Source organism: Bacillus sp. SIMBA_154 (genome assembly GCF_046536015.1).
Lineage (GTDB): Bacteria > Bacillota > Bacilli > Bacillales > Bacillaceae > Bacillus > Bacillus pumilus_P.
Map to the genome: position 1 here is coordinate 490,303 of NZ_JAWJBV010000002.1, position 22,800 is coordinate 513,102.

26 protein-coding genes, 1 tRNA gene, 3 pseudogenes and 1 riboswitch are annotated in these 22,800 nt (G+C 40.3%); of the genes and pseudogenes, 12 read left to right on the top strand and 18 right to left on the bottom strand.

Going from position 1 to position 22,800, the window contains the following annotated elements:
- Positions 1-269: 269 nt before the first annotated feature.
- A complete protein-coding gene (locus tag R0K30_RS05960) occupies positions 270-1,427 on the bottom strand; it encodes an MFS transporter (protein ID WP_256499478.1) in 1,158 nt (385 codons plus the stop codon).
- A 127-nt stretch (positions 1,428-1,554) separates the two neighbouring features.
- Between R0K30_RS05960 and R0K30_RS05965 the strand changes: the two genes are divergently transcribed.
- Both R0K30_RS05965 and R0K30_RS05970 read left to right on the top strand, forming a co-directional pair.
- A complete protein-coding gene (locus R0K30_RS05965) occupies positions 1,555-2,445 on the top strand; it encodes a LysR family transcriptional regulator (protein WP_099727529.1) in 891 nt (296 codons plus the stop codon).
- 16 nt (positions 2,446-2,461) lie between these two features.
- Positions 2,462-2,980: a GNAT family N-acetyltransferase gene (locus tag R0K30_RS05970; RefSeq protein ID WP_099727530.1), complete on the top strand. Its 519-nt coding sequence runs from the start codon at positions 2,462-2,464 to the stop codon at positions 2,978-2,980.
- Here the strand turns inward: R0K30_RS05970 and R0K30_RS05975 are convergent.
- Positions 2,977-3,824: pseudogene (locus R0K30_RS05975) on the bottom strand (SMI1/KNR4 family protein). The gene R0K30_RS05970 and the pseudogene R0K30_RS05975 sit on opposite strands and share 4 nt — an antisense overlap.
- Positions 3,825-4,001: 177 nt before the next feature.
- Between R0K30_RS05975 and R0K30_RS05980 the strand changes: the two are divergent.
- A complete protein-coding gene (locus tag R0K30_RS05980; protein ID WP_106038834.1) occupies positions 4,002-4,592 on the top strand; it encodes a type 1 glutamine amidotransferase family protein in 591 nt (196 codons plus the stop codon).
- 102 nt (positions 4,593-4,694) lie between these two features.
- Here the strand turns inward: R0K30_RS05980 and R0K30_RS05985 are convergent, their stop codons facing one another.
- From R0K30_RS05985 to R0K30_RS06020, 8 genes and pseudogenes are all read right to left on the bottom strand, one after another.
- Complete coding sequence (locus R0K30_RS05985; protein WP_099727532.1) at positions 4,695-4,874, bottom strand: RapH phosphatase inhibitor; 180 nt, start codon at positions 4,872-4,874, stop codon at positions 4,695-4,697.
- Positions 4,864-5,981, bottom strand: a pseudogene (locus R0K30_RS05990) (response regulator aspartate phosphatase). The gene R0K30_RS05985 and the pseudogene R0K30_RS05990 overlap by 11 nt, the downstream one beginning before the upstream one ends.
- 231 nt (positions 5,982-6,212) lie before the next feature.
- Positions 6,213-6,875 carry a type A chloramphenicol O-acetyltransferase gene (gene catA, locus R0K30_RS05995; protein ID WP_410609593.1) on the bottom strand — a complete coding sequence of 221 codons (663 nt, stop codon included), beginning with the start codon at positions 6,873-6,875 and terminating at the stop codon, positions 6,213-6,215.
- Between the two features lie 154 nt (positions 6,876-7,029).
- Positions 7,030-7,860, bottom strand: a complete 831-nt coding sequence (locus tag R0K30_RS06000) for a sialate O-acetylesterase (RefSeq protein WP_410609595.1) — start codon at positions 7,858-7,860, stop codon at positions 7,030-7,032.
- Between the two features lie 990 nt (positions 7,861-8,850).
- Positions 8,851-9,097 (bottom strand): annotated as a pseudogene (locus R0K30_RS06005) (peptidoglycan-binding domain-containing protein); the annotation flags it as partial.
- A 145-nt stretch (positions 9,098-9,242) separates the two neighbouring features.
- Positions 9,243-9,315, bottom strand: a tRNA-Val gene (locus R0K30_RS06010).
- Positions 9,316-9,447: 132 nt separating this feature from the next.
- Positions 9,448-10,626, bottom strand: a complete 1,179-nt coding sequence (gene metC / locus R0K30_RS06015) for a cystathionine beta-lyase (protein ID WP_410609597.1) — start codon at positions 10,624-10,626, stop codon at positions 9,448-9,450.
- Positions 10,623-11,741 (bottom strand): methionine biosynthesis PLP-dependent protein, encoded by a 1,119-nt coding sequence (locus R0K30_RS06020; protein ID WP_099727556.1) that lies wholly within the window; start codon positions 11,739-11,741, stop codon positions 10,623-10,625. The genes metC and R0K30_RS06020 overlap by 4 nt, the downstream gene beginning before the upstream one ends.
- A gap of 77 nt (positions 11,742-11,818) precedes the next feature.
- Positions 11,819-11,940: riboswitch (SAM riboswitch) on the bottom strand.
- Positions 11,941-12,160: 220 nt separating this feature from the next.
- On the opposite strand from R0K30_RS06020, the gene R0K30_RS06025 reads away from it, so the two are divergent.
- From R0K30_RS06025 to R0K30_RS06035, 3 genes are read left to right on the top strand one after another with little or no spacing between them, the layout of a single operon-like run.
- Entirely contained in the window at positions 12,161-12,901 is a 741-nt protein-coding gene (locus R0K30_RS06025) for an alpha/beta hydrolase (RefSeq protein WP_410609600.1), read from the top strand.
- Between the two features lie 52 nt (positions 12,902-12,953).
- Positions 12,954-13,466 carry a YjcG family protein gene (locus tag R0K30_RS06030; RefSeq protein ID WP_410609602.1) on the top strand — a complete coding sequence of 171 codons (513 nt, stop codon included), beginning with the start codon at positions 12,954-12,956 and terminating at the stop codon, positions 13,464-13,466.
- 6 nt (positions 13,467-13,472) lie between these two features.
- The gene (locus R0K30_RS06035) at positions 13,473-13,907 is read left to right on the top strand and encodes a GNAT family N-acetyltransferase (RefSeq protein WP_249705217.1); all 435 of its coding nucleotides are present in this window, start codon (positions 13,473-13,475) and stop codon (positions 13,905-13,907) included.
- 83 nt (positions 13,908-13,990) lie between these two features.
- Here the strand turns inward: R0K30_RS06035 and R0K30_RS06040 are convergent, their stop codons facing one another.
- Positions 13,991-14,248 (bottom strand): hypothetical protein, encoded by a 258-nt coding sequence (locus R0K30_RS06040; RefSeq protein ID WP_099727560.1) that lies wholly within the window; start codon positions 14,246-14,248, stop codon positions 13,991-13,993.
- Between the two features lie 126 nt (positions 14,249-14,374).
- Between R0K30_RS06040 and R0K30_RS06045 the strand changes: the two genes are divergently transcribed.
- Positions 14,375-16,660: a UvrD-helicase domain-containing protein gene (locus R0K30_RS06045; RefSeq protein ID WP_410609604.1), complete on the top strand. Its 2,286-nt coding sequence runs from the start codon at positions 14,375-14,377 to the stop codon at positions 16,658-16,660.
- 46 nt (positions 16,661-16,706) lie between these two features.
- Here the strand turns inward: R0K30_RS06045 and spoVIF are convergent, their stop codons facing one another.
- From spoVIF to R0K30_RS06070, 5 genes are all read right to left on the bottom strand, one after another.
- On the bottom strand, positions 16,707-16,964 hold the full coding sequence (spoVIF, locus tag R0K30_RS06050; RefSeq protein ID WP_003212292.1) for a sporulation-specific transcription regulator SpoVIF: 258 nt from the start codon (positions 16,962-16,964) through the stop codon (positions 16,707-16,709).
- Positions 16,965-17,102: 138 nt separating this feature from the next.
- Entirely contained in the window at positions 17,103-17,228 is a 126-nt protein-coding gene (locus R0K30_RS06055; protein ID WP_099727562.1) for a YjcZ family sporulation protein, read from the bottom strand.
- A gap of 84 nt (positions 17,229-17,312) precedes the next feature.
- Positions 17,313-17,534 (bottom strand): hypothetical protein, encoded by a 222-nt coding sequence (locus R0K30_RS06060; RefSeq protein ID WP_099727563.1) that lies wholly within the window; start codon positions 17,532-17,534, stop codon positions 17,313-17,315.
- A 270-nt stretch (positions 17,535-17,804) separates the two neighbouring features.
- Positions 17,805-17,933 carry a hypothetical protein gene (locus R0K30_RS06065; RefSeq protein WP_256499472.1) on the bottom strand — a complete coding sequence of 43 codons (129 nt, stop codon included), beginning with the start codon at positions 17,931-17,933 and terminating at the stop codon, positions 17,805-17,807.
- 71 nt (positions 17,934-18,004) lie between these two features.
- Entirely contained in the window at positions 18,005-18,355 is a 351-nt protein-coding gene (locus R0K30_RS06070; protein WP_099727564.1) for a DUF1360 domain-containing protein, read from the bottom strand.
- Between the two features lie 167 nt (positions 18,356-18,522).
- Here R0K30_RS06070 and R0K30_RS06075 point away from each other — a divergent pair, with 167 nt between their 5' ends.
- From R0K30_RS06075 to R0K30_RS06095, 5 genes are all read left to right on the top strand, one after another.
- A complete protein-coding gene (locus R0K30_RS06075) occupies positions 18,523-18,918 on the top strand; it encodes a spore coat protein (protein ID WP_230030893.1) in 396 nt (131 codons plus the stop codon).
- 44 nt (positions 18,919-18,962) lie between these two features.
- A complete protein-coding gene (locus R0K30_RS06080; RefSeq protein WP_099727565.1) occupies positions 18,963-19,298 on the top strand; it encodes a spore coat protein in 336 nt (111 codons plus the stop codon).
- A gap of 88 nt (positions 19,299-19,386) precedes the next feature.
- The gene (locus R0K30_RS06085; protein WP_099727566.1) at positions 19,387-19,866 is read left to right on the top strand and encodes a spore coat protein; all 480 of its coding nucleotides are present in this window, start codon (positions 19,387-19,389) and stop codon (positions 19,864-19,866) included.
- Between the two features lie 147 nt (positions 19,867-20,013).
- Positions 20,014-20,505 carry a CotY/CotZ family spore coat protein gene (locus R0K30_RS06090; RefSeq protein WP_099727567.1) on the top strand — a complete coding sequence of 164 codons (492 nt, stop codon included), beginning with the start codon at positions 20,014-20,016 and terminating at the stop codon, positions 20,503-20,505.
- 210 nt (positions 20,506-20,715) lie between these two features.
- On the top strand, positions 20,716-21,159 hold the full coding sequence (locus R0K30_RS06095; protein ID WP_008348434.1) for a CotY/CotZ family spore coat protein: 444 nt from the start codon (positions 20,716-20,718) through the stop codon (positions 21,157-21,159).
- 37 nt (positions 21,160-21,196) lie between these two features.
- On the opposite strand, the gene R0K30_RS06100 is transcribed toward R0K30_RS06095, so the two are convergent.
- Both R0K30_RS06100 and fabI read right to left on the bottom strand, forming a co-directional pair.
- Positions 21,197-21,772, bottom strand: a complete 576-nt coding sequence (locus R0K30_RS06100) for a CotO family spore coat protein (RefSeq protein WP_410609609.1) — start codon at positions 21,770-21,772, stop codon at positions 21,197-21,199.
- Between the two features lie 114 nt (positions 21,773-21,886).
- Complete coding sequence (gene fabI / locus R0K30_RS06105; RefSeq protein ID WP_410609611.1) at positions 21,887-22,663, bottom strand: enoyl-ACP reductase FabI; 777 nt, start codon at positions 22,661-22,663, stop codon at positions 21,887-21,889.
- Positions 22,664-22,800 lie beyond the last annotated feature (137 nt).

The following is a 22,800-nucleotide window of genomic DNA, read 5'->3' on the forward strand; positions in this document are numbered from 1 at the left end:
TAGCATTTCTGGTTAAATGAAAGTATCACTCGTGTTTACTCCTAAAACAACAAAAGAGAGGCAATACTTGCCTCCTTTAGTGACTCTATTATTTTGTGAAATATTCCATTATTGCGCAAACTCAATAAAGAAAAGCTATAAAAGCGGCTGTGAAAAATGAAGACATTCCTTACGTTCCATCATAAACAAGCACCCAGTATCTCTCCCCAGGCTCCCCTTCTTAAGCAATAAAACCTCCCCGTTTTGATTGAAATGTGAAGCAGCATGATTTAACTCGACACTTCTTCCTCTTTTCTACCTAATTTCATTGATAACTGAACGCCAATCATCAATGAGACAATGACGAGCATTGCGACAATGGAAGCTTGAAAATGTCCGCTTAGATCGAAAACCAAACCAATGAAAAATGGACCAAACCCGCCCATGATGTATCCTCCCATCTGCGACATAGCGGACCATGTACCAGCTTCCTCCGGTGTACGCGTCTCAATAATGGGCAGCATAAGTGCTAAAGGAAATAATCCCCCTGCCCCAATCCCTAGAAAAATGACGGCTGGCAAAATCGGCATTGGAAGTAGAAGGAAAATAAGGCCGATCAGTTCTGACACACTGCATAAGATCAGAAATAATTTCGGTTTTCCTAAGCGAGTGACGACTCCTGGAACGAGTAGTGCCACCGGAACCTGAATCAGTGTAAATATCGTCAGCAGCATGGCGGCATACTGTGGACTATTTCCAAAACTAAGGGCGATGGGTGAAATCCATGCTGTTAACGAATAGAACATGCTGGACATAAAGCCAAAGAACAAGGTGAATTGAATGGCTTTTTTGTTTCGCAGCGGCAGCCTTAGCGGTAAAACTGCATGATCAGCCTGTTGTTTTTTCCGAGCCAGCCCTAGCCATAAGATCAATGCGATGATCCCTAAAACCGCCCAGCAAGACAAGGCGAGCGGAAGGTTATGCTCACTGCGAAGATATATCGGAATGGTGAAGCCAGAAGCAAGTGCTGCACCAATCGTCATCGAAATAGAATAGACACTCACAATTCCCGGATTTTTCGGGAAATACTTTTTGATAAAACTAGACAACAAAGGTCCTGCAAAGCTAATCCCAACGCCTCCTGCAAATGCAGTGATGAGAAGGATGGCAACCGTTTGACTCGTCCCACGTAGTCCAGTAGCGATCGTGATGAGAAGAATCGAGAAAAAAAGCGTCCTCTCTAAACCAAAACGGCGGCTTAGTTTAGTTGCTACAGGCGCAAAGACCCCCATGCACAAGACCGGTAAAGTGGTTAAAAGACTTGCTGTCAGTGCGCTTACACCCAGCTCTGATTGAATCATACTCATCATAGAAGCCACAGACGTAATGATCGGCCTCAAGTTTAATGCAGCTAAAAATAAAGCGGCTAAATAAAATATTTTTTTCATAAATACTCTTCTTCCTCTCTCATCTTGTTGAGGTTACTTAGAGTATACGTCTGCCACATTCATTGATCAATACAATAATTCGTATTATGATGATAGTAAAATACTATCATTCGTGAAAGGATAAAATATGGACACTCGAAATATTACGTATTTTATGGCAGTATTCGAACATCTACATTTCACAAAAGCCGCTGAGCATTTAGGGATATCACAGCCTACACTAAGTCAGCAGATTCGACTGCTTGAAGCAGAACTTGGGATGCCGCTCTTCGATCGAATCGGCAAAAAAGTGGTCGCAACCGAAGCTGGTTCTCTACTTTATCAATATGGTATGAAAATGCTTCAAGCTGAAAGAGATGCGAAAAATGCCATGAAAGAACTGTTATCCGAGAAGCGAGGAACCGTTCGTCTCGCAGTACTCCCCTCCGATCTTGACTTTCAGCTTGTTCCGCTTTTCGTAGAATTCAAAACACATTATCGCGAAATCAATCTGAAAGCATTTTCAACCATATTCGTTCGTGAAGAGGTGCTTTCGCATAAAGTGGATCTCGGCATCGGGCTGCGAGGGCCTGCGGATAAGCGTCTCGTTCAAATTCCACTTGGAAGTGAGCCCTACGAATTATTTGTTCATTCAGAAAGTGATCTAGCCCAAAAGAGTGAAGTGACATTGGAAGAGCTGACGCAGCATGCTTTGGTCATGTATCCGAAGGGATATCTAGGAAGGGATTTAGTAGATGACGTATGTAAAGAACAGGGAGTTGAACTGGACACCGTCATGGAAGTTGGGTCCGCATCTTCATTATTGCAGCTGGTTGAAGCCGGCATCGGTGCAACCATTCAGCCGCGAGGGTTGCTGCAATACCATTCGACGTGGCCAAATATTGTATCGATTCCTATTGCTGATCCGGCACCTGTTCGTCACTTAGAATTAACTTATTATGCAGATCGATTTGTCAGCAAAGCACAGCAGCAGCTATCTGAATGGCTGACAGACTTTTACAAATCAAAAACAAACTAAAAAATGAGGGTAAAACATGAAGAATGCAAACAGCATATTCACAAGGACAAACCGGGTAGTTATTCGTCAATTTGATCTGCAAGATATTGAAGCATTTTATCAGTACCGAGCAAATCCCTCTATTGCAACATATCAATCTTGGGAAAACTATACGTACGAAGAAGCTGAATCATTTGTTCAACATCAAATGACGCAAAAACCTAATCAACCAGGGACATGGTTTCAATACGCCATTGCCTTATCTGAATCCAATCAGCTGTTAGGAGATTGCGCCATTCATACACTTGACAGTGAGCCCAGAAACGTTGAAATCGGATTTACTCTCGCACCTGAATATCAAGGAATGGGACTATCGTTTCTTCCTCATCATTGCGTTAGAAATGAGTTAGAGCAAGGAACATTAAAACAAATTTCGATAGATCCATCCATCAATTTCAACATCAAAATCGAGTTCATTTATAAAAAAGGAAAATCCAAATTAGTTTTCATTGATCAACTCAAACAGTTTTTTCAAGAATTAGATCAAGCTACTTAAAAAAAGCCCTTTTTAGGGCTTTTTTTCACTGGATGAATGTCTTCTCCCAAAAAGACGGTACGAGGCTCTCCACTATTCTCTAGAAACTCAGCAATTTCTTGCAACTCTTGATAGATACGGTCATTCCTTGGCATAACCGGGTTTAACAGAAGGATGGAGTGAATCGTTGTCGCTGCTTCATACAAGACATGTTGATCTTTTATCTGTTGAATGCATTTTTTCATACGATCAAAAAACCATTCGATCTCTTCCATTTCTTCCATCGGATAATGTGCCATTTTGAAGAGATTCTGCTGACAAAGGTCTTGCCTCTCAAATATGAGTTCAAGCTCTTCTTTACTGACATACAAATCCGAAGATTCCTCCTCAATTTCTACTACTTCGACCATCGCATCTTCAGCTGTATATAATTTCTTAATGAATTCATCAAAAGTATCTGCCAGCTTAAAATCTACTTCCATCTCTAAATCAAAATAGTGAATAGGAGGATGTTCCTTCGTTTCTCTATAATCCATTGCGATCCATGTATCTTCTTCTCCGCTGATGATAATAAGTCCCTCAGGCAGATCCAATTCATCACTTAACTGGGGACTATTCATGATGCCATCATCTTTGGCGATTCCTCTTAGATGGTCAAATTGAACATGATCCTCAGCCCATGAATTCGGCTGTTCAGTTGGAAAAGCATTACGAACTGTAAAGCCGCCATTCCATTCTAAAATGAACTTTTGTATGTATCAGGTAAAGTGACTCCAAGTGTTCCCTCTGCTTCACGAATTTGTTCCTCATCTATGTTTTTTAACGTAAAAGGACTCTCTTCTTCTTTTTCCCAGAATGATTTCAAAGTGGGTGCCTCCTCGTATCTATTGAGATAAGTATAACATTGACCAACGATTCATTTGCTCATTTTATACACTTACTGTCACTTTGAAATTGATATAATAAAAAGAAAGATCACAGGTCCATTTAACAGTGGACTCTCTATCATTATGTTAAAAACGAATCTAAGGAGCGACAAATGATGAAAAAGGTGTTTTTTCTTCTATTAGATGAGTATGCTGATTGGGAAGGTGCTTATTTAGCCTCTTCATTAAATCAAAAGGAAGATTGGTCAGTTTATACTATTTCTTTAGAGCAAATTGTTCGTTCAATAGGTGGTTTTAAAACAACTGTCGATTACATCATAGGATCAGAACCTGACCATTTTGATTTGCTCGTGATGATTGGTGGGAACTCCTGGGGTGATGACAGTAAAAAGCTTTTACATTTCGTTGAAAATACATTTCGTCAAAACATTCCGGTAGCGGCAATATGCGGAGCAGTGGATTATTTGGCAAAAAACGGATTGTTGAATCATCATAGCCATACGGGGAATTCTGCTGATTTATGGAGAGATGACGAACATTATGAACCGACCTGTGAGTTCATAGAGAAACAGGCGGTAAGAGATAAACAATTGGTCACCGCAAATGGAACTGCCCCGATTGAATTTACTAGTTTAACTTTAGAAATGATAGAATTTGATACTCCTGAGAACATTGAAAAAATAATATTTATGAATCGTTATGGTTTTTATGAATATTGTCATAAGTATGGAAATCCTTATGCTTAATAAAGGTAGAAGATATCTGTGAAGGTTTTATTATAGGCCTTGTTGTTTTAACATGTTTCCCAAAAAGAAAACAGACCTTCTTAAGGTCTGTTTTCTTTTCATCTATACGTTTTGAGATGCTGTGTTTCGATCGATTTTTTGTGGAATGAAAGTTGTATTTCTATTTGAATCTTCCATTGTTGTATTTCGATTTGATGCTGGTTTTATCGTACTAGATGCTTCATATACACCTGCACCTAGAAAGATTATAGAGCTTATAATAATCATTTTTTTAATACTCATAAAGACACTCTCCTTTTTGAATATTTTGTTGGGCTTGAAATGCCATCCTGTAATATTCTGTTGCTTTCTCAAACTTTCCTCTTTTTTCATGAATAACTGCAAGATTTTTAGTGAATTCTTCTACGAAAACAAACAACTGCTTTTCTTCAAATGTCTGAAGCATAGCTTGAATCTTATCCTCATCATTACTTTCATATGTAGTTCTTATAGAACGTATTAATAGAATTTCGTGCGGGTTCTCTTTATGAGAGATCAGTTTCAAAGCTTTATCCACTAATTTGGATGCTTCATCAGTTTTTCCTGTCTTATATAGCGCCCAACAAAGGTTAACATATATGACCGATTTTACATCGTCCATACCATCTTCTGATATTTCAAGGGACTCTTGATAATATTGGATAGCCTTTGCATAATCTTGTTTTTTTTCATAATTGTTTCCTATATTTAAAAGTACCTTGGCAATCAACCTTTTATCCGCTATTTTTCCAGCGATGGAACAGGCTTTATTCAGGTGTATTAATGATTTTTCATACTGCTTAAAATCATCATAATTTCCTGCTATTACAAATAAACATTGAACTGTTCTAATCTTGTATAACTCATACTGATCGTAAATTTCAAGTGCCTTAATAATGTGATGCATGGAAACATGGGTTTGTTTCATAATATAGTAGGCTTCAGCCACCTTGAAGTGAAACTCCGCTTGCTCAATATCATCTACAACCAGTGCGAGCTGCCTCTCAGCGATCTTGTAATATTGAATGGCCTGTACATATTCTTTTATACTGAACTCATACATGCCACGAAAAAATGCGTTATAATAATGCAGCATGCCGGATAATTTATGATTTGAATTTTCGATTTTATCCACTAGGTCTGCAATGGATAAAGACCGTTGCTCTGAATGTTTGATATAATCAAGCATAAGCTGATGCCGAAAGCACATCAATTGATAATAAATCAGTAAATCCTGATCCTCTTCCATCCGTTCAATTTCTTTTTCTACCTCAGCTTTCAAATCTCTGCATCAGGTACACTGAATTGCCGAATCATTTTATACCATTCATTTATTTTCACACCTACATGTGAAGAAAGAACTTTCTCCATCCCTTATTCCCCTTTCACTAAACTCCCTTATATTACATTTATTATCACATACAGGAATTTACAAATCACCGAAAAGAAACCGCAAAAAGAACAATTGAGAAACTTAACATGATTGCCTTGTTGCACACCAATAAATCTTTAGCCCATTTACATTATCATCACAAAACAAAAAGGCAGACTCATTTCAGTCTGCCTTCATCTTCTAGATTTCCATGGGAACACCTTTTGTCTTCAGGTAATATGCAATGAATCATTTAACCACTCTTCACAATGTTTTATAAGCCACCTCAAATATTCCACATATTGACCGACGTGATAGCCATCACAAACAGCATGATGTACTTGAATGGCGACTGGTAAGATGATTTTTTCTTCTTTCATCTTAAATTGACCTAACGTAAATATTGGCAGTAAATAAGTTTCATCTGTAGATACATTAAGATGAAACGAAGTGAAATCAATCCACGGTAGACTTGAAATATTGAACATGTTTTTTGGCATATGAGGTTTTGGAAATAGTTTGCTGCTTTCACTAAATGTTTCAATGTCCGCTGCACAGCTTTTATAAAACTGAGCAAAGTTTTCGTCATAAGGCGTCCAAATACTTGAAAATGTCTTCGTTTCTTTATTTAAAATCGTATAACTAGGATGGAGAAGTTCCCAGTAGCCAAGTTCATCGTTCACTTGATCCATTCGAAACTCTCGTATTTTTTGCACAGCTCTTGCTAACAAATAAATTTGCACAGGATATACTTTTAGCTTTTTTTCTTTCAATATTGAATACAATGTCGTGATGTCTAGATCAATCACCAGGCAATATGAGCATTGAGTTAACGTCATATAATGATGAAAGTGCTCTTTTCGCGGGTAATTTTCGTCTATTTGTTTAAACATTTTTTATCTCCTCCTGAATGTGATTTCATGTATTCAGGAGGAGACTTTATCTGTTTTCACCACCACAATCATCCTTTCAAGAGATATGTAATGTTTCTGTCTATCAGTAATGTGAGTTATAACGTTTTCATTCAAAGGCTACCATAAGCTTAGCCTATGATAAAGCCTCCAGCAACTCTTCGTAAGTAATCTTGCCCAACGCGAAATTTTCTAGTGCTATATATGTTTTCTCCGCTGAAGTATTCATTCTATTATGACATTCATTGACTAACTCATTTTCATTTGGTAATGGTTCATGTATATGTTCTTCTTTTCGAAATGCTTCATAGTATCTTATACCAAATATTCTCTGGGACATCGCATTGATGTGAATTCCGTCTGGGTTAGATATAAGACCTTTCGCAGTAACATAATAACAATTTTCATTATGATGTGCATATTTTTGTAGTTCCTCATTAATACGTTGATATTCCACACACCCTGCGCCAAATGCCACCTTTCCCAAGTAATCGCCCAAACCTCCTATTAAAAGCGGAATGTTAGGTACAGATAATTCAGTTCTTAGTTCATGAAATAATCTTAGTATTTTTTCATAGTATTCTTTGTATTTCCCATCTTGGCTGTCACTTTCTCCTTGATGCCATAATATCCCGACCAATTCGCTATTTTCCTTTGCAAATTTAGCTTCATTTATTGCATGACGAAATAATGCTCCGTCTAGCGACCACTCATCAATGGAACTGCCACCTTCGGCACATGGAATAAGACCAATCTTCTCTCCTTCATGATCCTTGCACCAAGCCTCCGCAAAGGAAGCCGCCAGTCCTACGCCAGCTACCGGCCTATCAAAATGAATGGGTTCAGTCATCATTTGCCATCTACCATTTCGCAGCATCATGATTCTTTCATTATAAATCGGAGGCACTTCATGCTTGAAGCCGCGCCCCGCCATATTTGATTGTCCAATTAGTAAAAGTGACTTCATATCTTTCTCCCCTCCACTGAATATTTTATCAAATGTGTATTCTCCTGAACGTTATCAGTTTATCTTTCCTCTGTTATTTCTAGATTAGGGCTTCTTTTAATTTATTCGAAAAGTGCATAAAGCTATTAATCTACAATTTTTAAAACTGAACTTGGAACAACCACCTATACCTCTAACAAAGAGACAGGTAATATTTCTGTTTCTAGTAACTAACTAAAATCTTACGAAATAGCCGCAATTGAAGAACAAGTAAATAAGATTGCAAATAGCATTGTATTAGAAAATCAAATGAATAAAGTTAGTAATTCTCTTGAACAGTTAGCGAATAATAATTTCACAACACAAAAACAAAAGGGAAAATGGGCGTGGTCCAAATATGATCATTACCGTGTTACAGTAGAGGGAAAGGCAGCTGGGAGTAATTGCAGCAGCAATTTTAAACCATATTCCTTATGTTGGCTGGATTGCTGCTGCCGCTGCTCAAGTAATGATCCAATTGAAAATGAAAACAGGTTACTTCTCCGCACGTTGGGGAACACGTGCAGACACTGACATTTGTTACTTATGGAGAAAGAGACATTTAAAAATGTTCTCGGACAGTAAACGTAAAAATAAAAAACTGGACGAAATAAGTTCTCCAGGAAAAGTGTATATGTGTGGAACTGGTTGAATAAAAATAGCCCCATTCTAATGCAGACTAGGGTGTCTTTTATTGCTGTTTTTGTTCTTTTAGTTTTTTGAAAATCACAAATTGATATACTCCAAATAGTACGGTTAGGATGATGATTGCAGTAAATATTTGATCGACTGGAAGCAAGAAATATACGACAATAAAAGATAAAAGCAAAACAAAATAACCTATATTGACGCTTTTTTAAATGTCATCATATTACCTCCTTTTTACAACCATATCACGTTTCACCTAACCTTATAACTAACTTTTTCCCTATTAAAACACAAAAAGTCCCTATCCAATAAAGGACAGTGGATTTAATTATTTCGATGCTTTTTGAAGAGTGCTTTTGTCTTCGGACCATAGATACCATCAGCGCTAAGCCCATGCATGAGCTGGGACCGCATTTTCTGTTTTTGGTCCAAAGTAGCCGTCTATCCCATTGTTTTTGGCTTCCTTTTCAGGATAGAAAAATACAGCAGACAGTGCTTCCTGTCGAGCTTTTACTCTAGCACCCCTTGTCAAAGGCTCGGTCACTTTAAAGATGCCAGATGGTAAGTCGAACACTTTAGTCGTTTTGATCCTAAAAATACTGAGAAACAATCTGGTGGATAAAGTTCGTCCCCAATTCGTCCCCAATCAAAAGAAACAGAACAAATATTCGTTATCAGAAAAACAAAAAACCCTTGCTAGGCAAGGGTTTCAACGATGATTCCGACTGGGCTCGAACCAGCGACCTCTACCCTGTCAAGGTAGCGCTCTCCCAGCTGAGCTACGGAATCGGGTTATGTATCAGTTCTGGGCTTTCTGTACTGACAGTCTCTATTATATAACCATATATACAGGGCGTCAATGGTTTTGTTCAAAAAAGGCCAAAAAGCCGGATTCAGGAGCCGGCTTTTTTCCCACTTCATTTATGACTGGTTCACAAGGACGGGCTTTAGTTGACCGAGCGCTTGTTTGAAGTCGCGTTTGAGGTCTTCTCCATTTTCGACCCCGACACTTAATCGCAGCAATCCATCCGTGATGCCTCTTTTTTTTCTTTCTTCTTTTGGCATAGCAGCATGTGACATTTTGGCCGGGTAGGACAGAATGGATTCGACAGCACCGAGGCTGACGGCGAATACAGGTAATGTGACGCCCTCGACCAATTCTTTTACAGCCGCTTGGTTTTCTAATTCAAATGAGAGGACTGCTCCAGCTCCGCTTGCCTGCTTTCGCTGAATGTCCGCTCCTGGATGGTCATCTAAGCCTGGGTAGTATACTTTTTTCACCGCAGGATGTTCTTTGAGGAACGAAGCTAGTTCTAATGCGGTTTGACTTGCTTTTTCTAATCTGACCTGAAGGGTTTTTAACCCTCTTAGCACGAGCCAGCAATCCTGCACGCCCAGGACCGCACCGAAAGAGTTTTGCAGAGAATATAGTTCCTCTCCCAGCTTTTCGTCTTTGACCACCGCTAAACCAGACAGCACATCACTGTGGCCGCTTAAAAATTTCGTTGCGCTGTGCAGCACAACATCAACGCCAAGGTCTAGCGGCCGCTGGAGAGCAGGCGTTAAAAACGTATTATCTAAGAAGGTCAGACAGTCATGCTCTTTTGCAAGCTGGACGACGCCTTCAATATCCGTAATCCCCAGTGTAGGGTTTGACGGTGTTTCCATATAAATGACCTTCGTATTCGATTGAATGCCTTGTTTGACTTCATTCAAATCCGTCATGTCCACGAAGGTATGCTCAATACCAAATCTCGAAAGGACTTGCGTGATCATACGGAATGTTCCGCCGTACACATCTCTTGTGACAAGGACGTGATCTCCCTTTGATAAAAGAAGAAAAGCGGTTGAAATGGCCGCCATGCCTGACGCAAAGGCAAGACCTCTTGTTCCTCCTTCTAACGCTGCAATGGTATCCTCTAATGCTTGACGTGTAGGAGTTCCTGATCTGGAATAGTCATATTGGCCAAATTCATCAAAGCTGCTTTGATGAAACGTGGACGCATGCTGAATCGGCACACTGACTGCACCTGTTGAACGGTCTGTTTTAAACGCATTATGAACAAGTTTTGTTTCGAGTGTCCAATCGTGTGTGGTCATTTGGCATGTACCTCCTCTTTCACTTGTGATAATGACTGTTTCAGATCAGCTTTCAGGTCATCCACATGCTCAATCCCAACAGAGAAACGGAGCAGTTTGTTACACACACCGTTTGCTATGCGAATCTCTTCTGGAATGTCCATGTGCGTTTGCGTGGCAGGATACGTAATGAAGCTTTCGATTCCACCAAGACTTTCAGCAAAACAAATCGTTTTCAGCTGCTTTAAAAATGGATTGACCCAGTTCTCTTTGGCTACACGAAATGACAGCATTCCTCCCTTGCCTGGGTAAAGAACATCTTGAATTTCAGGCTGCTCCTCTAAAAAATCCGCTAACTCCTTCGCATTTGCCTCATGCTGACGCATTCTAAGGGCCAATGTTTTCATTCCTCTCATTAAAAGCCATGAGTCAAATGGAGATAGGACCGCTCCGATGGCGTTTTGATGCTGGAACATGTCTTCAGATAGCTGCTCTCCTTTTGTGACCACAAGCCCGGCAAGGACGTCGTTGTGTCCGCCTAGATATTTGGTTGCGCTATGAATGACAATGTCCGCTCCAAGCGTAATCGGCTTTTGCAAGACTGGGGTGTAAAAGGTGTTGTCGACAATGACCAAAGCGTCATGCTCTTTTGCAATCTTCGCTATTTTTTGAATATCCGCTTCCTGCATGAGTGGATTTGTCGGCGTTTCAATAAAGACGGCTTTTGTGTTTGGCGTGATTTTAGAGCGTAAACAGTCTTCATCTGAAAAATCATCATAAAGAAAACGCAAGCCGTATTTTTTCCATTCGTTTTCAAACAAACGGTATGTTCCGCCATATAGGTCTGATGAGACAATGAGTTCATCTCCGCTCTCAAATAGAGCCATGATCGTTTGGATCGCTGCCATTCCCGAACTGAAGGCAAAACCGGCCGTCCCTTCTTCGAGTGAAGCAATCGCATCCTCTACAAGCTGTCTTGTTGGGTTTTTCGTTCGAATGTAATCAAACCCTGTTGATTCACCTATGCCTCTATGTCTGTATGCTGTTGAAAGATAAACGGGAGGACTGACTGTGCCAGTCGCCTCTTCGCTTCGGTTTCCAATTTGCGCTAATTTCGTTTCCACATGTTCTGTCATTTGACACCATCCTAAGTAAAATCTGATTTCAAAACAGAAAACCCCTTCTTCATAAGAAGAAGGGGTTTAATCGCTTCCTCTTATCTTCCAAGCAAAAAAGCTGCTTGCTGGATTTAGCACCTTGGTACATCACGTGACGTGATGCATACCGGTTGCTGAGGTTTCAAAGGGCCAGTCCCTCCACCTCTCACGATAAGAATGTGTTGTCTGTCTGTTCTAATTCTTAATACTGTAACGTATTAAAACTCATTTTTCAAGGGGAATTGTAATGATTAATTAAAATTTTCTGTATTTTATAATAGAATGGATGTCAGCCGATTTGATTGCATGTTAGCATATAGGAACAACGCTGTCTTTCATGTTACAATGAATGGAAACGTTTCACTTGTGATGAATTTGGTTAGCTGGAGGAATGGATTATGGTGAAGAAAACAGGAATCATTCAAGAAGAAACCTTACAGTCAAAAGAACTTGGGACGGACATGACCGTTTTAATCTATTTGCCAGTCAATTACTCCCCGCTTTATACATATCATGTCATCATTGCACAAGATGGTCATGATTATTTCCGCTTAGGTAAAATAGGCAGACAGGCGGAAGAATTGATGCAAAATAAAGAAATAGAACGCTCGATTATCATTGGTGTTCCTTACGAAAATGTCACTGAAAGGCGAGATACGTATCATCCAGATGGCACAAAGTTTGAGGCGTATAAACGCTTTTTGGCAAATGAACTTGTCCCTTATATTGATGAACACTATCCAACGTATCAAATTGGGTCAGGACGTACGTTCATTGGTGATTCACTAGGCGCTACGATTTCACTCATGACAGCCATTGATTATCCTTCTTTATTTGGCGGGCTGATTTTGCAGTCTCCATACGTTGATGAGTCGGTCTTAGAAGCCGTCAAACAGTCAACAATACTTTCTCATTATGCCATTATCCATCAAATTGGATCGGAAGAAACGGCTGTGAAAACAACAGATGGCCAAGTGCTTGATTTTATCAAACCGAACGCAGACTTAAAGGCCCTTCTTGAACAGTCTGGTGCGGATTATTTATTTGAGACATTCGAAGGGGATCATAAATGGACGTTTTGGCAGCCACTCATTGCCCCTTCGTTAAAAAGAATGCTCCCATATTCGTTAATCAACTGAATTTTGTTATAATAAACAATAATAAATACTTTCTTAATCAGGAGGGAACATGATGAAATACGGAGTTGTTATATTTCCATCAAAAAAATTGCAAGATATTGCGAACTCTTATCGGAAACGTTATGATCCGAACTATGCACTCATACCGCCTCATTTAACATTAAGAACACCTTTTGAATTAACGGATCTAGAAGCAGCTGAGATCGTTTCAACCTTGCGAGAGTATGCAAAAAATGCTTCTCCCATTGCCTTACGTATTAAAAAATTCAGTTCATTCGCTCCTGTAAACAACGTCATTTATATGAAAGTAGAACCGAACGAGGACTTAATGGGTCTAAATGAAAAATTGTACACTGACCCACTTGCTGGCACACCGGAATATGCATTTGTTCCGCATGTAACAGTGGCTCAAACATTATCAGATGATGAGCATTCAGACGTACTTGGCACATTAAAGCTGAGAAAGATTGATCATGAAGAAACGGTTGACCGCTTCCATCTTTTATATCAATTAGAGAATGGATCTTGGACCGTTTATGAAACATTTATTTTAGGAGAGGGATAAAGACATTTGAAAACAGTCATCGCAAAAGCACAAACACAACGAGAAGATGCATATTACGTTCGAAAAGAAGTGTTCGTAAAAGAACAAGAAGTTCCTTTAGAGATCGAAATTGATGAACTAGAAGACGAAGCCACCCATTTTGTCATTTATAACGATGACAATCAGCCGCAGGCAGCCGCTAGACTGCGTATGATTGAAGGTCCCAAGGCAAAGCTTGAACGGATTTGTGTGCTAAAAGAGGCGCGCTCTTTTGGCCTTGGTCACAAACTACTAGAGGCGCTAGAAACAGAGGCCGCTTCCAAGGGAGCGAAGGAAGCTGTTATGCATGCACAAGTCCAAGCTCTTCCTTTCTACGAAAAGAAAGGCTACAAAGCCGTTTCTGAACCATTTGAAGAAGCGGGTATCACACATGTCAAAATGACAAAAACACTATCTGTTTGATCAAAGAGAAAAGCCAGGGCATCATGGATGCTCTGGCTTTTCATTATTCATTATCGTTCGTCAAGGTAAGAAAGCGCAATCATTTATATATACGCATTGATATGAATGCCCTTTCCTTCCTCCATAAACATATCTCGTAAAAAGCGTTCCCGCTTTTTTTGCTGTACTTTCGTTTCTGCTTCTGTCACTAAGTCCTCTTTTTTCTCCAGCTCTCTGTATACCTTGTCATGAAAGGTGCGAGTGACCTCTGTCACTTTCGCATAGTCTTCTTTATCCTGAGGAGCAGGACGATTGATATATTGAAAATACAGATCCGGCTGAATCGGGGCTATATATCCCATCAAGAACGCCTCCTTTGCTTCTCTTCTATTCTACTATTCCCTAAATATGACTGTTTGAAACACGCTTCATTTGATATGATTAGATTTGTTTCTTTTAAAGATTGATTGACTATTGGAGGACTAGCTTTGAATTGCGCACGACGACATGATCGAACGATCTCATTACATACGTATTCGAGAGAACATTATCAATTCCTCCATGATGAGGGGAAAAAAGGGCACTTATCTTGCCCATATTGCGGACAACCCGTCTTTTTCAGATTAAATATACATGAAGAGCCTGCCTTTATTCATAAGCAAACGTCTCAACAAGAGATGTGCGAAAAAGCAGAAGAACAAGAAGACAACATGAAAAAAAAGAAAGAACCAGAGGAAAGTGCTTCCTACAAAGAACTTGGCAGCTTCCGTTTTCCAACTGGCAAACAGGTCATCTCGCAAACAAAGGAATCGTATGATTGGCAGGAACCAAGGTCGATTCAATTTAGCGAAGCCTTACATTTAGAAGAGAATGAACAAGTACATACCATTGACCTTTTTCCTCAAATCACCTTTAGCGCGCCGCAGCTTCAAGCTGTCACACATAAAGATGGTCCAATGCTTGTTCTGGCTGGTGCCGGAAGCGGGAAAACAAGGGTGCTGACGGCTAGAGCGGCTTATCTGATCTCACGCCATCAAATCCCTGCTCACCATATATTACTCGTCACTTTCACTACAAAAGCCAGCAGTGAAATGAAAGAAAGACTGCGCAAGCAATACCAGCTTCATCCATCACAAGCGAACCAAGTCGTGACGGGCACCTTCCACAGTCTTTTTTATAAAATGCTGCTTCAAGATGATCCAAACAGATGGAACGGCCAGCACCTGATCAAGTTCGACTGGCAAAAGGAACAGTACCTTCGGAAAGCAATCATGAATGAAGGACTTGATGAGAAGGACTACCCTACCGATCAAGTGTTACAATCGATCGGCTATTGGAAAAATGCCTGTTTACCAGGCGAACTTCCTGAGCTAAAAGATGAAAAGGACAAAAAAATCTGGACGATCTATCAATCGTATGAACAGCAGAAACGGGACCATCAGCAATTTGACTTTGATGACATGGCCATTGCCTGCTTACACATGCTGACGGAACAGCCTGAACTTCTCAAACGATATCAAGAACGATTCAAATATATTTTAGTTGATGAATTTCAGGATATTAATCCGGTTCAATATCAGTTGATTCAGCTTTTAGCCGGAGAATCAGAGCAGCTATTTTGTGTAGGTGATGATGATCAAGCCATTTATGCCTTTAGGGGCAGCAACCCTGCTTTCATTCTTGAATTCAAACGGGACTATCCTTCAGCTCAGATCGTCCATTTACATGCGAATTATCGTTCTCACCATACAATTGTCGCAAGTGCAGATGCCATTATTAAAAGGAACCAGCATCGTTACGCGAAGACGTTAAAAGCTGTTCGTGCGGAGAAAATCCCTCCCACTCTCTTTTATCCATATGACGAGGAAGAGGAAGCGACCATGATTGTGGCAGATATTCAGGAAAAAATTAAAAACGGAGCAAAGCCGAATGATGTCTGCGTGCTGTTTAGAACCAATACGGGAGGACGCTCCATTTATGAGCGGCTGCATCAATCGGCGATTCCGTATGAGACAGATGCTGGCGTGAAAGCCTTTTACAGCAGACGAATTGTTCGAGTGCTGCTCGCCTTTCTTTCTTTAAGTCAGGATGCAGATGATGTGGCTGCAATGAAACAGCTGCTGCCGGTCTTCTTTTTAAAGCAGCAGACACTGAACACCCTGAAGGCGCTGACCATCACGGAGGATTGTTCAATGGTAGACGCCCTTGGAAAACTAACAGACATTCAGCCGTTTCAGCGTAAAAAGCTCCAATCGATCGTTCCCCTGTTCCGAACCTTACGAACGTTAAAGCCGTCTGACGCTGTGGCGTTTATTGAACAAAAGATGGGACTTGGTGATTACTTAAAAAAACGTGTGAACGATACGAATGTGCTTGAAAAAGGGGCAGATGATGTACGTGATGTGAAAACAGCTGCAAAACGCTTTGAAACAATTGAAGCCTTTCTCGCACATGCCGAACACATGAAGTCTGCTGAAAAGGAAAAAACAGATGAACCAGGTGTTCAGCTCATGACGATTCACCGTGCAAAAGGACTTGAATTCCAAACGGTGTACATCACTTGTGTGGTCGACGGGGCACTGCCCCATGATTTCTCACTTGATGAACTGAGAAGCGGTGATGAGGAAGCTATTGAAGAAGAGCGGCGCTTATTATATGTTGCTATGACAAGAGCAGAACAATCTCTCTATTTATCTGTTCCATCATTTAGAAGAGGGAAAACCGCTCATCGTTCTCGCTTTTTGTACCCTCTTCTAAAGAAAAATCGTGAATGATTCACACAAAAACAACAGGCCCCCCTTTGAACGGAGAGCCTGTTGTTTATTTTTTGTTGTTCATCATTTTAGCGATTGTATTGAAATCAAGCTTTTCTTTCCCACTTGTAATCGATTGAACGATTTTGTCTTCCATCTCTTTAGGTACACGTTTGTTTGCAAGCTGCGCTACTTTTTTAATGACGCCTCGAACAGTCGCCTCATCTTTAAAATTGGCATTTTGCAATGAACCTGCAAGCTTAAAGACATCATTCATATTCACACCTGTTTTATTTTCGACGCTTTTAAAGAATTTATTATCCATTCATTTGCCTCCTCTTTGTGGAGTAATCACCTTACTATATGAAAATAGGCGAGATATGTGCCTATCCTAAGGCCTTGTTTGACCAAAGAGAAAGGAAAGCAAAAGGCTCCCCCATTGCTTCCCTCACCTTCTTACTGTTTAGTTAAAGAAAGAAGCACCAACGATGATTAGAAGAATGAACAACACGACGACAAGAACGAATGTTGAACCATAGCCGCCGCCGTATCCGCCGCCATAACCGCCACCGTAACCGTAACAACTCATATTTAAGCACCTCCTCTACTCCATTACAAAATATGAAAAAAACAAGAAATGGTTTGGACGATCACATAAAAAAGTGCGGAAATTTTATTTTTGCTGTTTAAATACGTAAGCCGTGTCTCCATGACGCATCATGAATGCCTCTGTTTCCTTTGCAAAAGCATCCATCTTGTCGCCAAATACCTTTAAGTGCTGCTCAAGATCATTCGCTTTATCAGCTAGATCCATTTCAACCTTTTCGTGCGCTTGTTCTTTCCCATCATGCGGTTTAGTGAACAAAGAGCCGATTAATTGTTCGAATGCGTCCATTCTGGTCACCCCTTCTCTCTTTCATATGCAGAACTCAAAAAAAGGCAACAAAAAAACCGGATAAATCCGGCCAGATTAAAGAGAAAGTGGGGGTTTTCAAGACAAGGTGTCAACAAAGCCCTCATTTTTGTCTTTTCAACTGTTCACGAAACGATATATGGTGTTTTTCGCTTTCGTTACATTCAATATACGGTGTATCTAGACCTTCAAAAAAATTGTCGAGATTTTCTCGACAGCCTGACCGGATAAATCCGGCTTTTGTTTTTGCTACTATTGATATTTCTTTTTCTTTCCACAGCCGCAGCCAGTCTTCTTGATTTTCTTCGTATGAACAGATTGTTGATTTGACTGCGCTGGATAACCTTGAAGCATATGTGACGGCGTTTCAGTTGGTTTCATCGCAACCCTTCCTTTCCTATTCCATGTTAGTATATGCATTTTTTTTAAGCGTGTCTGATCAGAATGCCTGTTTATTTCACAAGCTTCGACACGACCGCTTCAATCATGCCTGCTGCTGCGGCAATCGCTAATAGTAAATTTAGCCACATGCTGATGACAGGAAAAAGTATGTATATCACAAGTAAAGCAGCAGTGCACCACATGCCAGTACACCAATAGCAGCTTAACAGCTCTCCTACCCAAGACCGCAGTCCTTTTCCTTTGATGATGATATATGTCTCGACCTCACCTTGTTCGTTTACCTCTTCCTGTTCTTCATGAAATAGACGGCGGAAAGGGGCAGTAATGGTATCAAACACAATCAGCCTCGTCAGTCTAAAGGATGCGAGGGCAAATATAGCAAATGACAAAGCACCACTCAGGAACCTCCACCTCCTTCTTTCTTCTTTTTCCGTCCTTTCTTTATATATGCAAAAAGAAAGACCGCCATGATGAATCGAGCGGAAATAAAATTGGGTTGTACTTTTTCACGGTTTCCGATTCCACCTTGAGCCTCTGCTGCATTAAATAATGTATAGATAAGAAAGGAGTGAAAGTATTGTCTATTGAAGAAAGTGCTGATTTATTATACACACAACTGTTAAACGAATTAATCAGCAATTATGATGATTTCATCGAAATCAAGGATTCTGAAAATGTCACGATTCATAAAACAGATGTAACAGCTGCACTCTCCCTTCAAGCGACCGTAACGACAATCATTACTCTTTTAATTCAAATTCTTGTACCAGACGATGAATTGGCTACAGACATCACAGAGCAGCTTTTATCCACACAACAAGTGACAGTCCAAAAGAAAACTGTGATTCAAATCATCAACTGCTATAACGTCACGATTACATTATCTGATGCATCCATTCTAAACTCCGTACAAATTCTCACTCAAACACTGAATGTACTCTTAGTTGAAGCCGGCATTCTTTGACCCTTTCTTTTTCTAACATTACGTATGAAAGAGGTGAAATAATCGTGGCTGAAGAGAACGAAAAAAAGGATTTTCAAATCAATACTGATGTTGATCCATTAACAAGCCTTCTTGTGAGTGATATTTTAAACAAAAACAATATCACCGATGATCAGAAAGCAAATATCTCAGATGATCAGAGAAGAATGATTCTGAAATTAGTTGAGGACCTACAAAAGAAGGCGAATGATTTCGTAGAACAGCAGCAGGAGAAAAAAAGGCAGGCTGAAGCAGCAAAACATCTTGAAGAAGTCGAGCCTGAATCACAAGTGCGCCCAAAACGAAATTCGCTTCGAAATCGTATTCAGCAGCGCCGTGATGCGCAGCGTAACAACGATTAAATAAAAATGGGTTGCCTGCTAGGGTAAATGCCCGAGACAAAACAGTTCATTCCAGCATTTAATAAAGTAAACGGAAGGAGGAAAAGAAATGGATTCTAAACCATACTCTTGGGTCGCTCTAGATCGTAACTGTACACACCACGGCGATTACAACTACGAAAGAAAAGCTGTTTGTGACGGCCACTATTATAATGACGAAGATGTCTTACAAGACTTTGATCAAGTGAGTGTAACAAAGCAGACATCTGAGGAAGTCATTATCGTCAGAGACTCATGTGACATTAACGTATCTTCTGTTGACGCACAAGTTGCAGCATCTATCCAAGTAGCTGTTCAAACAGCGATTATCACAATTACAAACATCTCAATCGCTGATGGTGATTTGGCTGACCGCGTTACTCAAGATCTCTTGCAAGCCGCTACTCACAAACAAACAAACCGTCAAAAACTTGTCATCGAAAATTCAAGAAACGTTACAGTATCTACAATCGATGCAGACATCTCGATCGCAATCCAAACACTTACTCAGACACTTGTTGCGACAATCGTTGCAATTGGTATCCTCTAATGTACAAAAGCAGAGCGAAAAGCTCTGCTTTTCTTTTTATTAAAAATACATCAAATATAATTAGTCATTTACCCACACCAACTAGAGGGCGCATACATATGTTGTTAAGGACTAAAGTCAAATACCTTGTTAAAGGAGCTGAAATCCATGAGCTGCGGAAAACACCATGGCCGACATGATGAAAACTGTGTATGCGATGCGGTTGATAAGATTTTAGCAGAGCAGGAAGCTGTAGAAGATAAATGTCCTACGAGCTGCTACAGTAATTTATTAAGCCCGACAGTTTCTGGAAAAGATACAATTCCGTTTTTACTTTTTGATAAAAAGGGCGGATTGTTCTCTACTTTCGGAAACATTGGAGGATTTGTTGACGATTGCCAATGCTTCGAATCCATCTTCTTCCGGGTTGAAAAATTAAATGACTGCTGTGCCACATTATCTGTATTAAGACCTGTTGATGTACACGGACATACGCTGAGCGTGTGTCACCCTTGTGACCCTGACTTCTTTGGTTTAGAAAAAACGGACTTTTGTATCGAGGTTGATTTGAACTGCTTCTGCGCGATCCAATGTTTAAACCCAGAACTTGTAGACAGAGTCATGCCAACGAAAGATAAAAAACATCATCACCACAGCTAAACAAATCGTCCGTTGACCTAACTTGTCATGAGTCGAAGCATCCCCTTCCTTACGAATGACAACCAATCATGCGGAGCAGTCAGCAAAAAAGCTGCCGCTTCCGCATTGATTGAACCAAAAGGCTTCAACCGGCGCAACACAACATATCGCTTGTAGATGATGACAGTGCTCAAATACTCAAACAAAATTCCTTGTATAGGAGGGTTGAATATGAGCCGCAAACATTCATGGAACTGTGTAGCAGAGGCTGTTGAAAACATTAATGACTTACAAAATGCCGTCGAAGAAGATTGCCCGACTAGCTGTTACAGCAATCTCCTTTCTCCATCACATTCATTAGGTGACACTGTCCCGTTTGTTCTATTTACATCCAAATCAAAACCATTTGTCGCATTCGGAAACGTCGGAGAAGTAGATGCAGGACCTTGCTTCAGCACTGCATTTTTCAGAGTCGAACACATCTCTGATCACTGCGCAACACTCAGCTTGCTTATTGCATTTGACAAAGACCGTCATATTTTAGATTTTACAGATAAAGATTCCGTATGTGATGTGTTCCGATTGGAAAAATCGAAGTATTGCATCGAAGTGGATCTTGACTGCTTCTGCGCAATCGAGTGCTTAAATCCACGACTCATCAACCGTAGCTGCTAACAAAAAAAGTCCCTAAATGGGACTTTTTTCATATTCATTAAAAACCAAGCGGATGAATCGAGGAGATCTCATCAATCGCCAATTCGACTGGATTTCCGCCGCCTGCAGTACGAATGATCACCGTATTTTCTTCTCTATCCATGATAATCCCTCTGTATGTTTTACCATCGGCTTCGACAAGGCAAAGTGCTCTTGGCATATTATGAGGCAGACTTGTCAGAAAATCGACCTTCTCGTCAATGTTCATTTGACTTAAAGGCTTTTTCACTCGTTTTCTTCTTGGTTCTTCTTTTGTTTCATGAAATACGCCTTCTGGCTGCTTTTCCTCTTCTTTCAGGGGCTCTCGTTCTTGTATAAGCTCTGCTTCTTCTGTGCTCTCTTGTTCTTGCTGAAGTGCAGGCGGCTCTTCTTCTTTTTTTTGCTCTACTTCCTGTGATACAGGTTCCTGTTCGCTTTCTTCGATCGGTTCTTTAGCGCTTTTTTTGTTTTCTGACGGGTTTTCTGACTTCTTTCGCTTTCTCACCATATCTTGCATGGCCGGCTTTGATTCATCATAGCTCGGCTGAACAATATACATAAGCGGCTTTTGATTCTCATCACCTTTATTTGACATACTGATCCCTCCCGAATGATTCATTCCTTATATATATGAACGGATGCTTCAAATCAGAAGAAAAATAAAAAAACAGCATACCAGTCATTGGTATGCTGCAAGTCATTTATTCGCTTAGCGGGCAATGATATGGAAGCCAGAATCAACATGAAGATTCTCACCTGTCATGCCGCGAGATAGATCACTGAATAAGAATAATGCTGTATCGCCAACTTCTTCAGGAGTTGTTGTACGGCGAAGCGGTGCACGCTCTTCAATATCCTTCAGGATCGTATTAAAGCCGCTGATTCCTTTTGCAGATAGAGTACGAATTGGGCCAGCAGAAATACTGTTCACACGGATACCTTCTGCTCCTAGATCAGCTGCTAAATATTTCACACTTGCTTCAAGTGCTGCTTTCGCTACACCCATTACATTGTAGTTAGCTACAACGCGCTCACCGCCTAGGTATGTAAGCGTCACAATGCTTCCGCCCTCGGTCATCAATGGACGTGCAGCTTTTGCTACTGCTGTTAATGAGTATGCACTAATGTTGTGCGCCAAAAGAAAACCTTCACGGTTCGTGTTCAAATATTCACCGACAAGCTCTTCCTTGTTTGCAAATGCAATCGCATGCGCAACACCATGAATCACTTGTACTTTTTCTTTAATTGTTGCAAAGCATTTTTCAATTTCTTCATCACTTGTCACATCACAAGGAAGAATAATTGAATCATCACGCTCAAGTGTGCTTGCAAGCTCTTTTACAGATTCAGCAAGACGGTCTCCAACGTAAGTAAAAATCAAACGTGCTCCTGCTTCGTGAAGTGAGCGAGCAATCCCCCACGCGATGCTTCGTTTATTGGCAACACCCATCACCACAATATTACGGCCTTCTAAAGAAAAGTTCATATGTATTAAAGCCTCCTATTTTTTCAAGACATAGTATTAGTACCTGATCATAATATTATCACAGATCATAAGATATTGACAATTTCCGATGAAAGAAAGTTTCTTTTTAGCCCTTTGTCTTCTTTTCAGCGTGATTG

Bases quoted from the DNA above. Each gene is read 5' to 3' on its own strand.
- R0K30_RS05960 (WP_256499478.1), bottom strand. From the start codon at position 1,427: ATGAAAAAAATATTTTATTTAGCCGCTTTATTTTTAGCTGCATTAAAC.
- R0K30_RS05965 (WP_099727529.1), top strand. From the start codon at position 1,555: ATGGACACTCGAAATATTACGTATTTTATGGCAGTATTCGAACATCTA.
- R0K30_RS05970 (WP_099727530.1), top strand. From the start codon at position 2,462: ATGAAGAATGCAAACAGCATATTCACAAGGACAAACCGGGTAGTTATT.
- R0K30_RS05980 (WP_106038834.1), top strand. From the start codon at position 4,002: ATGAAAAAGGTGTTTTTTCTTCTATTAGATGAGTATGCTGATTGGGAA.
- R0K30_RS05985 (WP_099727532.1), bottom strand. From the start codon at position 4,874: ATGAGTATTAAAAAAATGATTATTATAAGCTCTATAATCTTTCTAGGT.
- catA (WP_410609593.1), bottom strand. From the start codon at position 6,875: ATGTTTAAACAAATAGACGAAAATTACCCGCGAAAAGAGCACTTTCAT.
- R0K30_RS06000 (WP_410609595.1), bottom strand. From the start codon at position 7,860: ATGAAGTCACTTTTACTAATTGGACAATCAAATATGGCGGGGCGCGGC.
- metC (WP_410609597.1), bottom strand. From the start codon at position 10,626: ATGACCACACACGATTGGACACTCGAAACAAAACTTGTTCATAATGCG.
- R0K30_RS06020 (WP_099727556.1), bottom strand. From the start codon at position 11,741: ATGACAGAACATGTGGAAACGAAATTAGCGCAAATTGGAAACCGAAGC.
- R0K30_RS06025 (WP_410609600.1), top strand. From the start codon at position 12,161: ATGGTGAAGAAAACAGGAATCATTCAAGAAGAAACCTTACAGTCAAAA.
- R0K30_RS06030 (WP_410609602.1), top strand. From the start codon at position 12,954: ATGAAATACGGAGTTGTTATATTTCCATCAAAAAAATTGCAAGATATT.
- R0K30_RS06040 (WP_099727560.1), bottom strand. From the start codon at position 14,248: ATGGGATATATAGCCCCGATTCAGCCGGATCTGTATTTTCAATATATC.
- spoVIF (WP_003212292.1), bottom strand. From the start codon at position 16,964: ATGGATAATAAATTCTTTAAAAGCGTCGAAAATAAAACAGGTGTGAAT.
- R0K30_RS06055 (WP_099727562.1), bottom strand. From the start codon at position 17,228: ATGAGTTGTTACGGTTACGGTGGCGGTTATGGCGGCGGATACGGCGGC.
- R0K30_RS06060 (WP_099727563.1), bottom strand. From the start codon at position 17,534: ATGGACGCATTCGAACAATTAATCGGCTCTTTGTTCACTAAACCGCAT.
- R0K30_RS06065 (WP_256499472.1), bottom strand. From the start codon at position 17,933: ATGAAACCAACTGAAACGCCGTCACATATGCTTCAAGGTTATCCAGCG.
- R0K30_RS06085 (WP_099727566.1), top strand. From the start codon at position 19,387: ATGGATTCTAAACCATACTCTTGGGTCGCTCTAGATCGTAACTGTACA.
- R0K30_RS06090 (WP_099727567.1), top strand. From the start codon at position 20,014: ATGAGCTGCGGAAAACACCATGGCCGACATGATGAAAACTGTGTATGC.
- R0K30_RS06095 (WP_008348434.1), top strand. From the start codon at position 20,716: ATGAGCCGCAAACATTCATGGAACTGTGTAGCAGAGGCTGTTGAAAAC.
- R0K30_RS06100 (WP_410609609.1), bottom strand. From the start codon at position 21,772: ATGTCAAATAAAGGTGATGAGAATCAAAAGCCGCTTATGTATATTGTT.
- fabI (WP_410609611.1), bottom strand. From the start codon at position 22,663: ATGAACTTTTCTTTAGAAGGCCGTAATATTGTGGTGATGGGTGTTGCC.